This is a genomic window from Synechococcus sp. CS-1332 (genome assembly GCF_025127995.1).
In the GTDB taxonomy this organism is placed as follows: Bacteria; Cyanobacteriota; Cyanobacteriia; order PCC-6307; family Cyanobiaceae; genus Cyanobium.
On the sequence record NZ_JAHLYP010000012.1, the window covers coordinates 1 to 10,420 of the forward strand.

Annotated in this window: 15 protein-coding genes and 1 pseudogene; 10 read left to right on the forward strand and 6 right to left on the reverse strand. The window is 67.9% G+C overall.

The features are described 5' to 3' along the window. Positions 1-408 (forward strand): annotated as a pseudogene (locus KQ305_RS02195) (alpha-mannosidase); the annotation flags it as partial. Here the strand turns inward: KQ305_RS02195 and psbN are convergent. After that, a complete protein-coding gene (psbN, locus tag KQ305_RS02200; RefSeq protein ID WP_254956694.1) occupies positions 396-545 on the reverse strand; it encodes a photosystem II reaction center protein PsbN in 150 nt (49 codons plus the stop codon). The pseudogene KQ305_RS02195 and the gene psbN sit on opposite strands and share 13 nt — an antisense overlap. 127 nt (positions 546-672) lie before the next feature. Here psbN and psbH point away from each other — a divergent pair, with 127 nt between their 5' ends. The 4 genes from psbH to KQ305_RS02220 are packed head-to-tail and all read left to right on the forward strand — an operon-like array spanning position 673 to position 2,140. Next, the gene (psbH, locus tag KQ305_RS02205) at positions 673-873 is read left to right on the forward strand and encodes a photosystem II reaction center phosphoprotein PsbH (RefSeq protein ID WP_259723818.1); all 201 of its coding nucleotides are present in this window, start codon (positions 673-675) and stop codon (positions 871-873) included. A 19-nt stretch (positions 874-892) separates the two neighbouring features. Then, positions 893-1,204, forward strand: coding sequence for a TatA/E family twin arginine-targeting protein translocase (locus tag KQ305_RS02210; RefSeq protein ID WP_259723819.1), 312 nt, complete (start codon positions 893-895; stop codon positions 1,202-1,204). 19 nt (positions 1,205-1,223) lie between these two features. Then, the gene (gene pth, locus KQ305_RS02215) at positions 1,224-1,826 is read left to right on the forward strand and encodes an aminoacyl-tRNA hydrolase (protein WP_259723828.1); all 603 of its coding nucleotides are present in this window, start codon (positions 1,224-1,226) and stop codon (positions 1,824-1,826) included. Positions 1,827-1,882: 56 nt separating this feature from the next. Continuing rightward, entirely contained in the window at positions 1,883-2,140 is a 258-nt protein-coding gene (locus KQ305_RS02220; protein WP_216907642.1) for a DUF3146 family protein, read from the forward strand. On the opposite strand, the gene KQ305_RS02225 is transcribed toward KQ305_RS02220, so the two are convergent. The 4 genes from KQ305_RS02225 to rph form a co-directional block, all read right to left on the reverse strand. Further along, positions 2,118-2,555, reverse strand: a complete 438-nt coding sequence (locus KQ305_RS02225; protein ID WP_259723820.1) for a resolvase — start codon at positions 2,553-2,555, stop codon at positions 2,118-2,120. The two genes, KQ305_RS02220 and KQ305_RS02225, sit on opposite strands and share 23 nt — an antisense overlap. After that, positions 2,552-3,799, reverse strand: a complete 1,248-nt coding sequence (locus KQ305_RS02230; protein ID WP_259723829.1) for a DUF3084 domain-containing protein — start codon at positions 3,797-3,799, stop codon at positions 2,552-2,554. Before KQ305_RS02230 ends, KQ305_RS02225 begins: the two co-directional genes overlap by 4 nt. Before the next feature lie 75 nt (positions 3,800-3,874). Next, positions 3,875-4,615 carry a global nitrogen regulator NtcA gene (ntcA, locus tag KQ305_RS02235; protein ID WP_259723821.1) on the reverse strand — a complete coding sequence of 247 codons (741 nt, stop codon included), beginning with the start codon at positions 4,613-4,615 and terminating at the stop codon, positions 3,875-3,877. 67 nt (positions 4,616-4,682) lie between these two features. Further along, positions 4,683-5,459: a ribonuclease PH gene (gene rph, locus KQ305_RS02240; RefSeq protein WP_259723822.1), complete on the reverse strand. Its 777-nt coding sequence runs from the start codon at positions 5,457-5,459 to the stop codon at positions 4,683-4,685. 163 nt (positions 5,460-5,622) lie between these two features. Between rph and KQ305_RS02245 the strand changes: the two genes are divergently transcribed. The 4 genes from KQ305_RS02245 to KQ305_RS02255 all read left to right on the forward strand — a co-directional run bounded on the left by KQ305_RS02245 (position 5,623) and on the right by KQ305_RS02255 (position 8,113). Then, positions 5,623-6,210: a cob(I)yrinic acid a,c-diamide adenosyltransferase gene (locus tag KQ305_RS02245; protein WP_259723823.1), complete on the forward strand. Its 588-nt coding sequence runs from the start codon at positions 5,623-5,625 to the stop codon at positions 6,208-6,210. Between the two features lie 4 nt (positions 6,211-6,214). Then, on the forward strand, positions 6,215-6,808 hold the full coding sequence (gene dcd, locus KQ305_RS02250) for a dCTP deaminase (protein WP_259723824.1): 594 nt from the start codon (positions 6,215-6,217) through the stop codon (positions 6,806-6,808). A gap of 546 nt (positions 6,809-7,354) precedes the next feature. Then, complete coding sequence (locus tag KQ305_RS15395) at positions 7,355-7,609, forward strand: GNAT family N-acetyltransferase (protein ID WP_399230316.1); 255 nt, start codon at positions 7,355-7,357, stop codon at positions 7,607-7,609. A 48-nt stretch (positions 7,610-7,657) separates the two neighbouring features. After that, positions 7,658-8,113 carry a GNAT family N-acetyltransferase gene (locus tag KQ305_RS02255; protein ID WP_399230318.1) on the forward strand — a complete coding sequence of 152 codons (456 nt, stop codon included), beginning with the start codon at positions 7,658-7,660 and terminating at the stop codon, positions 8,111-8,113. A gap of 288 nt (positions 8,114-8,401) precedes the next feature. Here the strand turns inward: KQ305_RS02255 and KQ305_RS02260 are convergent, their stop codons facing one another. Further along, positions 8,402-9,712, reverse strand: a complete 1,311-nt coding sequence (locus tag KQ305_RS02260) for a tetratricopeptide repeat protein (protein ID WP_259723826.1) — start codon at positions 9,710-9,712, stop codon at positions 8,402-8,404. A 195-nt stretch (positions 9,713-9,907) separates the two neighbouring features. Here KQ305_RS02260 and KQ305_RS02265 point away from each other — a divergent pair. Continuing rightward, positions 9,908-10,420: cupin domain-containing protein (locus KQ305_RS02265; protein WP_259723827.1), on the forward strand; the 513-nt coding region annotated here is incomplete at its 3' end.

Genomic DNA, 10,420 nt, shown 5'->3' on the forward strand with positions numbered 1-10,420 from the left:
CTGCTGCCCTGCACCGGCGGCTGGCGGGCGGCCGCCGCGCCCCAGCAGGCCACCCGGCTGCGGGAGCCGCTCTGGTGCCGGCCGGTGACGGCGGCGGCCTCAGGTGAGCCAGCCGTGCCGGGCGAAACGTTCTTCCCCGCGCTCGGGGACGATCTGCAGCTGGTGGGCTTGGGGCCGCTGCCGAAGGAAGGCAACCAGCAGGGTGGCGGGGAAGTGCTGCTCAGCGTGCAGAACCTGGGGCCCTGCCGGCGCCGCCTCTCAGCGGGCCCAGGGTGGACGGTTCTGGAGCGCTGCGACGGCCTGGGCCAGCGGCTGGCGAACGGCGGCGGCGGCGATCAGCTGTTGCTGGCCCCCTGGCAACTGGGGCACTGGACACTGCAGAAGGCCGCAGCGGCTCAGTCCTCGTGATCGTCGAAGGGATCGGTGAGGCCCTTGGAGGGGGGGCCGAAGGCGGTGTACACGCCAAACCCGGTCAGGGCCAGGAGCACGGCGAGCACCGTGAGGGCCACGGAGAGGGCGGGGGAGGTGCTGGCGGCGGGATCCATGGGGGACTCTCAGGTGAGGCAGGGGGCGCGGGGCTTCCGTCACAACTCTCGACAGCCCATCTCGGTGCGGCCGGCAAGACCCTTACAGTAAGCACCGCGATTCCGTGCCCGAGAGGTCCGAGCTGCCATGGCCCAACGCACCCGTCTGGGAAACCTGCTGCGCCCCCTGAATTCCGAGTACGGAAAAGTGGTGCCTGGCTGGGGTACCACCCCCGTGATGGGCGTGGCCATGCTGCTCTTCCTGGTGTTCCTGCTGGTGATCCTGCAGCTGTACAACAAGTCCCTCCTGCTTGAGGGCATCAACGTCAACTGGAACGGCGTCGGCTGATTCCTCTCGCCCCCTGTCCATGAACATCTTCGGCATCGGCCTGCCCGAGATGGCGGTCATCGCCGCCATCGGACTCCTGGTTTTCGGACCCAAGCGCCTGCCCGAGCTCGGCAAGACCCTGGGACGCACCCTGCGCGGCTTCCAGTCGGCCTCGCAGGAGTTCGAGAAGGAGTTCCGCACGGCCGTGGGCACCGATCAGCCCATCGACATCTCTGGCCCCCCTGCCGCCATCCCTCCGGCTGACGAAACCGCTGCCGTCGTGCCGGCAGCCGCCTCTGAAGCCACCATCCCGGCGGTGGTTGTTGAGGAGAGCGCCGGGCCCTCCAGCTGAGGTTGTTCGGCCGTTGAATCTGCAATTGCTGGTGGGCCTGGGCAATCCCGGCGCCCGCTACGCCGATACCCGCCACAACGTCGGCTTCATGGTGCTGGAGCGTCTGGCCCGCGCCGGTGGCGCCAGCTTCCGCAACCAGGGCCGCCTGCACGGACTGCTGGCCGAAACCGGGCAGGGGGACAAGCGTCTGCGGCTGCTGATGCCCCAGACCTTCATGAACGACAGCGGCCGCTCGATTCGTGCTGCCCTCGATTGGTTCCGGCTCGAGCCCGACCAGATGCTCGTGCTGGTGGACGACATGGACCTGCCCCTGGGGCGGCTGCGGGTGCGGGCCTCGGGCGGGGCCGGCGGCCACAACGGCCTGCGCAGCACGATCGCCCACCTGGGCAGCGAGTCCTTCGCGCGGCTGCGCATCGGCATCGGTGCGCCCGGAGAAACGCCCGAGGAGCGCCGGGCCCGTACGGTGTCGCACGTGCTGGGAAAGTTCTCCGCCGCCGACCGGCCTGTGCTGGAGACGGTGCTGGAGGAGGTGGAGGCGGGCATCGACCTGATCCGCCGGGTGGGTCTGGAGCGGGCCGCCAACCGCTTGAACAGTTTTCGACCCGATCCGCCGCCATCCTGAGAGCATCGATCGACACCGACGGCACCACCTCCACCCGTCGCAGCCCCCCGCTTCCCGTGAGTCGCCTTCCTGCCACCAACGCACAGCTGCGGGTGCTGCGCCAGAGCTTCAGCCCCTGCCTGCTGGAGGGGGAGATCAGCGCCGGCAGCTTCCAATGGCGCTTCCGCTGGGCCTTCGACCGGGGCGAACTTCAGGTGGAGCCCTCCCTGGGGCGTGCCCTGATCCAGGACGCCCTGCTGCGCTTCCTGCTCAAGGCCGACTACCAGCTCGAACCAGGCGGCGACTACGTCTTCACGGTGCGGGCGTCGTTCTGAGCAGAGTCCGCCCCAGCCGGCGCTCCAGCAGCAGCTGGGCCACCACGTCGTCCCAGTCGCGGGGGGGCTGGCGCAGCCCCAGCGGCAGCAGCTGGCGCCAGCCTCGGGCGGGGAACAGCTCCCAGTAGCGCCGCCGTGCCGCCAGGGTGGTGCCGCGCTCGTCCACGAGCTCCACGGGTAGCAGGGGCTCCAGGCGCCGCCGCCAGGGACCGCTGCCGGTGCCGTCGCCGATCACCACGGCCGCCAGGGCCTGGTGGCGGTGCCAGTCCTGCAGGAGCTGCCAGGCGGCTTCGGGGGGCAGCACCAGGGCCTGGCGGATCTCCCGGCGCTCGTGGTCGGTGAGCACCAGGCCGCACTTGCTGCGGCCTGGATCGAGGCCGGCCAGGGGGCCAGACCCGGCTGCGCCTGATGTCATGGCCGCAGGGGCCCGGTGGCGGCGTCCTTGCGGATCCAGCGCAGTTCCACGCTGATCGGGTCGGGGGTGTCGGCGTTCTGGCTGGCCACCGCTTCAAGGTTGGCTGTGACGCCGGCGGGCCGCTCGCTGAGTTCGCGGGCGAGGGCGTTGAGGCTGGCGGCATCGAACTGGAGGCCGTTGGCCAGGGTGCCCTGGCGCTGGACCTTGGCGAAGGCGGCGGCCAGCAGCAGGTTGAGGCGACTGCGCACGGCCGCGAGCTCGCGCACGTCGGGCTCCAGGGCGGTGCGGGAGAGCACCTCCCCCTGCTCCACCACCTGGCGGTTGGGGCGCAGGTCGGGGAAGGCGAGCACCTGGGCCTCGCCCCGCAGCACGTTGGCGGCCGAGCGGATGCTGACCACCCAGGTGCCGGGGGTGGCGAGCAGGGATTCGAGCCGGGTGATGTCGCTGCGCGGCACCAGCAGGATCTGGCGGTTGGGGGCCTGGCCAGGCAGCAGCAGCTGGAAGGCGGCCCGGTTCGACTCCTGCAGCAGGGCATCGATCACTTGCTTGGCCTGGTCGGGGCGCTGCAGCAGCACCTTGGCGGTGGCCAGGGGCTGGCCACTGGCGATCACCACATCACCGCGGCGCAGGGCGATGACATTGGTTTCGAGGTCCTTGAGCTCCTTGGCACCGGCGGCGATGCGCTGGCGCACGCTGGCCAGTTCGGTCTCGGTGCGGCGGATCTCCGCGTCCCGGCCGCGCACCTCCCTGGTGAGCCGGGCCCGCTCGGCCTCCAGACGGACGCGCTCGGCCTGCAGGGGCTGCAGCTCGCGGCGCAGGGTGTCGACGCGGCGCTCGGCGGCCAGCAGCTGGGTCTGGGCTCGGCGCTGGCTGGTCAGGGCCTGGTCACGGCGGCGTTCGGCGTTGGTCAGATCGAGGCGGCTGCGCTCCAGTTCGCCCCGGGTGCGTTGCAGTTCACCCTTGTTGCGTTGCAGGGCGGTGCGGCTGTCGCGCAGGCGATCCTCGATCTGATCGAGCTGGAAGAGCCCCACCCGCAGGCGCTCGCTCACCAGCAGCATCAAGGCCAGCGACACGGCGCTGATCAGGCTGCCGGTGAGCACCGTGATCACCACGGCCGTCTTGCGGGGCCTCAGGTTGAACAGGCTGAGGCGCGCCTTGCCCACGCGGCTGCCGAGCCGGTCGCCCAGGGTGGAGAGCACTCCGCCGAGCACCAGAAGGGCCAGGATCAGCAGCCAACCCGACACCTTCTGCGCCTCGGTTCCGCGGTGCACCAAGTATCCCTGCCGGTGGCTCCATGGCACCCGCCTGGGGCCGCCCGTTCAGCTGAATCGCTTGGCCAGGGCGATGGGATCGAAGACGGTGATCTTCTTGCGGTCGATCTGGACCAGGCCGTCGTTGCGCAGATCGCCCAGCAGGCGGGTGATGGTGACGCGGGTGGAGCCGATCGCCTCGGCGATGGCCTGGTGGGAGAGGCGCAGGTCGATGGTGATCCCCTCGCTGCCGGGCACGCCGAAATCGCGGCAGAGCACGAGCAGGAAGCTCACCAGCCGGGAGGACATGTCCCGGTGGGTGAGGGTTTCGATCATGGTTTCGGTCTGGAGGATGCGGGAGGAGAGGCCTTGGAGAAGCAACAGCCCGACGCTGGCGTCCTGCTCGATCGCCCGCCGCACCGAGGTGGCCGGGGCCGTGACCATCTCCACCCTGGTGAAGGCGATGGCGTGATAGAAGCGGTCGGAGCGCTGGCCTGTGAGCAGGGAGAGCACGCCAAAGAGGCTGTTCTCCCGCAGCAGGGCCACGGTGATCTCCTCGCCGGACTCGTAGACGCGCGAGAGACGCACAGCGCCCCGCCGCAGCAGGTAGACGCGTTCGGCGGGATCGCCGGGGAAGAAGATGGTCTTGCCGCGCTCGATGGTTTCAACGCTGCTGCCGGCCAGGCCCCGGATCACCTCCAGCAGGGTGACGGCGGTGGAGCCGGGGACGCCCATGGGCGTCACCGAGCCAGGGGATCCACTGGATGGGCTGCTGGGGTAGCGGCTGAAGCCACGCGTGGCGCCGACCATTAAGGCGTGGCGAATGGGTAGGAACCTATGGATCGGCCTGGCTGATCCATGTAGCTAATGACACTCTTTAGCCGGTCGTGCGTGTGGTCACCACCACGTTGGGCCCGGCCGGTGCCGCAGCCAGGGCCTGGCGCTGGGCCTCCTGCAACGTCCGCAGGCCCGGTTCGGCCAGATCCAGCAGGGCATCGAGGCGGGAGCGGGGGAAGGGGGCGCCTTCGGCGGTGCCCTGGATCTCCAGCAGCCGGCCCTGCTCGTCCATCACCACGTTGAGGTCGACCTCGGCGCGGGAATCCTCGGAGTAATCCAGATCCAGCAGGGCCTCGCCATCCACCAGCCCCACCGACACGGCCGACACCTGCTGGCGCAGCGGCGAGGCCTCCAGCACGCCTTGCTGCTGGAGGCGCTCCAGGGCGGCGGCCAGGGCCACCCAGGCGCCGGTGATCGAGGCGGTGCGGGTGCCGGCATCGGCCTGGAGCACGTCGCAGTCGACCAGCAGGGTGCGTTCGCCGAGGGCCGCCAGATCGAGGGAGGCCCGCAGGCTGCGGCCGATCAGCCGCTGGATCTCCTGGGTGCGGCCGGAGAGCTTCATCAGTTCGCGGCCCTGGCGGCTGGGGGTGGAGGCCGGCAGCAGGCGGTATTCGGCGCTGAGCCAGCCGCTGCCCGAGCCCCGCCGCCAGCGGGGCACCTCCGGATCGAGGCAGACGCTGCAGAGCACGCGGGTGCGGCCAGCCGAGAAGAACACCGAGCTGAGGGCGAAGCCCATCGGGTCCCATTCCAGGCCCACGGGGCGCAGCTCGTCGGCCCTGCGGCCGTCGTTGCGGGGGGCGTCACTGGGACTCGGCACGCGGGCTGGGGCAGGGAAGGGGCAGCGTAAACGGCGCCAGTGGTACGTCTGTTCCGAGCCACTACCGATGGTGTGCCGAGCTGGCTAGGGCCGCTACATTCGGGAGGTGAGGGGCTGGGGCTAGCCGTCCGGACCCTTCACGCCAACGCTTCCCTGGGTGTCCATGACCGCCAGCCTCATCGACACATCCCACCCCCATCGCCCTGTGGCGCTGGTGCCACCCCTGGCGGCCCCGCTGCGGCTGGTGAGCCAGCCGGAGGGGCTGCTGCAGATCCACACGGCGCCGTTCCGGGGCAGCTTCGCGGCGGTGTTCAGCCAGGCCCTGCGCAGCGCCGGGCTGGGCAGCCGGGTGCTGGTGAGCCAGTTCCTCAAGGGGGGCGTGGAGCAGGGGCCGGCCGGCAGCTTGCGGCTGTGCGGCCGGCTGGAGTGGCTACGGCCGGGCACGCCCCATTGCCTCGATGGGCCGCCGGGCTCCCAGGGGCCGGATGGCGCCACGGCCCAGGAGGCGCTCGAAGCGGTGGAGGAGGTGTGGGAGGTGAGCCGCCAGCGGCTGCTGAAGGGCGATCTGGATCTGCTGGTGCTCGATGAGCTGGGGCTGGCGGTGGCCCTGGGTTATCTGAGCGCCGAGGCGGTGATCGAGGCGCTCGAGCAGCGGCCGGCCCATCTGGATGTCATCCTGACGGGCCCCTCGATGCCGACCAGCCTGATGGCGATGGCGGATCAGGTCACCCAGTTGCGCCGCGGCGGCTGACGCCATGCTCAAGAACGACCACTGGATCAACGAACAGGCCGCCGGCGGGATGCTGGAGCCGTTCCAGCCGACGCTGGTGCGCCACCTGGATCCGGAGGCCCGCACCGGACCGGTGCTGAGCTTCGGGTGTTCGTCGTACGGGTACGACCTGCGGCTGTCGCCGAAGGAATTCCTGATCTTCCGCCACGTGCCGGGCACGGTGATGAACCCGAAGCGGTTCAACCCGGCGAACCTGGAGCCGGCGCCGCTGCACAGCGATGAGGACGGCGATTACTTCATCCTGCCGGCCCATTCCTACGGGCTGGGTGTAGCGCTGGAGCGGATGCGGGTGCCGACGAACATCACGGTGATCTGCCTGGGCAAGAGCACCTACGCACGGCTGGGCATCATCGTGAACACCACCCCGGCTGAAGCCGGTTGGGAGGGCCACCTCACCCTGGAGTTCAGCAATTCTTCCGGAGCTGACTGCCGCATCTACGCCAGCGAAGGCATCTGCCAGCTGCTGTTCTTCGAAGGTGATCCCTGCGCCACCACCTACAACGACCGCCAGGGCAAGTATCAGCACCAGCCGGAGCGGGTGACGCTGGCGAAGGTTTGAGGGGGGGGGTGAAGGGGATGGGTCAGCCGGCAGCGGAATGGTGCTTCTTTAGCGAAACGAACAGGGGGTTATCGGGTCCGTCTATTGCGCTCGTCTCGATCGGCGCCTTTGGGCGTATCGGCTGCAGCGAGAGCGTCATGGTCGAATCGCCTGCTCAAGACTCCGTTTTTATGTGGCTGAAGTCTTGGGATGAGGGTGGTTCACGGAACCTCCCAATAAAGCGTTGGGCCTTCAAGGCTCGGTAATGGAAGCAAACACCCAGATCTATGTAACGGAGGCCAGAGCCCAGGATGAATCTGTGCTGTGGCTAATGCTCACCTTCGTGGCTTGGATGGGATCTGGCGGCGAGGAGCAAATAGTTCATGCTCGATCGGATCCGTACTTGAGCACCTATGTTTCAGAATGGGGAACGAAGAGAGGTGACTTTGGAGTCATTGCCCGAGACGGATTTGGGGAGGTACTTGGGGCAGCATGGCTGCGTTTGTGTCGCGCTGAGGGACCGTACAAGTTGGGAGACGAGCAGGTGCCTGAACTCGCAATGCCGTCATGCCGCGAGCTCGTCGTCAAGGAGTGGGAACAGTTCTGATGAAGCACTTGATAGAATCAGCCAAGCCATGTTTCCCCCGAATAGTTCTTTCGGTCCGCGAGGAGAACCCGGCTGTGCTTTTCTATTCTAGACTCGGTTTTCGCGAAGTATCAAGAATGAAGAACCGAGTTTGTGGAGATTCACTGGTCATGACCCATGATTTGGATCATGCTGCCCAACCTCAAGATTTAGCGGGAGGGGCCCAGAATGCCTGATGAATGCAATGCGCAACTACCCGCCGCTTATCTCGAGCGTTAGGCGTCATGAACATCCGTCCAGGCACTCCCGCAGACGCGAGGTTGATCGCCGAGCTGATCGGTAGCTTTCAGTCAATGCTCACACCAGATCCAAGTGGTGCTGGTGCGGAAGAATACCTCGCGTCGGTGTCTGAACAGGCTGAACGGCAGTATTTGGAATCGCCCCGCTATTCGTACCTGATTGCCGAGGCTGAAGGGAATGTAATTGGCTTCATCGCCATACGCGATATGACTCACCTCTTTCACTTGTTCGTCGCCTCCGAGCATCAGCGTAAGGGCGTCGCCCGTGCCTTGTGGCGCAAGGCGCGCGATCACGCGCTTGACGTTCTTGGCGTTAGTGAGGTCACTGTGAACTCGAGCATGAACGCCGTGCCAACGTATAAGAGCTTTGGCTTTATGCCCGTGGGAGCAGAGGTCGAAGCACACGGCATCGCGTTCTTGCCAATGCGGGTTGAGTTCTAGAATGAGGTATAAGCACTAAGTCGAACCATTCCTGCCGGTCGCCATTTTCAAGGTGGATGACCGCTTGGATCCAATGAGCCGTCGCTCGCTGTGGTCGCGGTGATCTGATCTGATCAGCAAGAGCTGACGTTCCGAGGCCATGGCCGTTTGAGCCGGCGACTTGGCCATGCATTTCCTGCGCACTGGGCTCCAACCGGTGCGAACGTGGCTAGGACGGCTGCTGGCCCGGGACGGCGGTGCGCCAGGACGGCCGGCAATCGTCCGGGCACAGGAGTACGGGACTCGGGCTCAGGCCGCCTTCGCGAGCGGCCGCGCGCGCTGTTCCAACAGCGCGGCCAGAGGCGTGCGCGGACGCAGCGCGACGCGCTCACGAACCAGAGCGGTGGTGAGAGCATCGAGCCCAGCGCGGCGGCTCGCCTCGATCAACGTTTGGTCGAACAGGTCGCGTTGCGCGTGGCTGCCGCCGCAACGGTGCGTAGCGTGGCGGATCGGCCGCAGCAACTCGACGCACTCGGCGTAGCGGCCCTGACCGAAGGCCTGGATCGCGCGCGTGGCCGGGTGGCCGACTTCACGCGTGATCTCGAGGTTGTCGGCGGAGACGGTGAGGTCATCGTCCATCACCGCGCGCTGGGCCTCTAGCACCGCCTGCTGTTCCTTCGCGCGGCCGGCGCCGACGAAGGCCATCATCGCGTGCACATCGTTGAAAGCGTAGTTGCCGGCGGCGGCGATCGGCTCCCAGTTGTCGGCCACCACCTCGAAGCGGCTGCCGACGTCCACGCCGCGCAACATCAGCCGCCACAGCAGGGCCGAAGCGTCGACCAGCTCAAGGACAACACTCGAGCGGGCGCCGAAGACCGGCCCGTCGAACAGGCGCAACGCGTCGTCGGTCGCGCCCAGCTCCAGATGGAACACGGCCTGGTGCCACCAGTTGTGCACGGCGAAGAAGCTGTCTTTGGCCCAGGCGTCCGTGTCGAGGCTCATCCAGGCCAGGCCCTCCCTGGGCTGGTTGCGCATCTCGTACACATGCGCGACCGCGTGCCAGGCCCAGGTGTCGTGCCGCTGCAGTTCGACCGCCTTGCGGCCCTGCTTCTCGGCCTGCGCGTAGTCGCCGGTCTCCTCCAGCCCGAACGCATGCATGCCGAGCAGCGCGTGGTAGCCCGGGATGGAGTTGCTCCAGGCCGGTAGCGCGCGCGCTATGCGATCGCGCAGCATGCGCGAGTCGCCGCGGAAGAAGTCGATCTGGTGCCCGGCCTGCAGCGCCAGTGTGTCGCACGGGTAGGCGATGCTGACGTCCTCGAGCACGCGGCCCGCGGCGCGCCAGCGGCCTTCGGTGAGCAGGCGCGCAGCCTCCAGGTGACCGCGTTCGCGTTCGGTTGCGGGGAGGTCTGCCGCCGCCGCGAGGCACCCGCGTGCCACCGGCAGGGCGAGCGGCTCGGTGCCGAGCAGATGCAGGTAAGCCTTCAGCACATGCGCCATCACCATCTGCGGCGCCGAGGTCAGCGCCGCGTCGACGCTGGCGACCGGGTCGCTGATGTAACAGCGGAGCTGATGCGTGGCGATCTCGTAGTGGGCCAGGCCTTCGGCGGTGGTGCCGGTCATCTCAAAGCCGGCGGAATCGCGCTGGTTCATTGGAACTCTCCTGGGCAATGTGTAGGGGTCGTCACTCAATCACCGGTGACGGATCGGAAGCAGTACCTTATGAATTGGAAAGTGTGACGCCCATGGCCGAGGCGCCGCCGCGTTTTGCCGATCCGCCGCCTGGTGGTAACCCGTCCCCGAACGAGGGAGGTTTTGATGGATGCCCTGTCCGACGTGCTGAAGGCGCTGCGCATCTCCGGTGGCATCTTCCTCGACGCAGAGTTCACCGCGCCCTGGTGCGTGGCCTCGCGCGTCGGCCCCGAGGACTTCCGCAATGATGATGAACTGCCGCCATGCGTGGTCGCGTTCCACTACGTGATCGATGGCCAGATGGTGGTCGAGGTCGAGGGTGCGCCGCCGGTGATCGTGCGCGCCGGCGAGATCGTGCTGCTGCCGCGAAACAACCCGCACCTGCTGGCAAGCCAGACGGGCCTGTCGCCGCTGGACCCGGATCCCCTGGTGCAACGGGACGAAGACGGACTGCTGCGCATGGTGTACCGCGGCGGCGGCGCGCCCACGCGTCTCGTGTGCGGCTTCGTCGGCAGCCCGGTGCGGCGTCATCCTTTGCTCGAGGCGCTGCCGATGACCCTCACGCTTGACATCAAGGACAAGCCCTGCGCCGAGTGGGTTGCGGCCTCGTTCCGCTTTGCGGCGCAGGAGGTTGCGTCC

Coding starts and splice junctions, on each gene's coding strand:
- psbN (WP_254956694.1), bottom strand. CDS start 545: ATGGATCCCGCCGCCAGCACCTCCCCCGCCCTCTCCGTGGCCCTCACG.
- psbH (WP_259723818.1), top strand. CDS start 673: ATGGCCCAACGCACCCGTCTGGGAAACCTGCTGCGCCCCCTGAATTCC.
- KQ305_RS02210 (WP_259723819.1), top strand. CDS start 893: ATGAACATCTTCGGCATCGGCCTGCCCGAGATGGCGGTCATCGCCGCC.
- KQ305_RS02225 (WP_259723820.1), bottom strand. CDS start 2,555: ATGACATCAGGCGCAGCCGGGTCTGGCCCCCTGGCCGGCCTCGATCCA.
- ntcA (WP_259723821.1), bottom strand. CDS start 4,615: ATGGTCGGCGCCACGCGTGGCTTCAGCCGCTACCCCAGCAGCCCATCC.
- KQ305_RS02245 (WP_259723823.1), top strand. CDS start 5,623: ATGACCGCCAGCCTCATCGACACATCCCACCCCCATCGCCCTGTGGCG.
- dcd (WP_259723824.1), top strand. CDS start 6,215: ATGCTCAAGAACGACCACTGGATCAACGAACAGGCCGCCGGCGGGATG.
- KQ305_RS15395 (WP_399230316.1), top strand. CDS start 7,355: ATGCCGCGAGCTCGTCGTCAAGGAGTGGGAACAGTTCTGATGAAGCAC.
- KQ305_RS02255 (WP_399230318.1), top strand. CDS start 7,658: ATGAACATCCGTCCAGGCACTCCCGCAGACGCGAGGTTGATCGCCGAG.
- KQ305_RS02260 (WP_259723826.1), bottom strand. CDS start 9,712: ATGACCGGCACCACCGCCGAAGGCCTGGCCCACTACGAGATCGCCACG.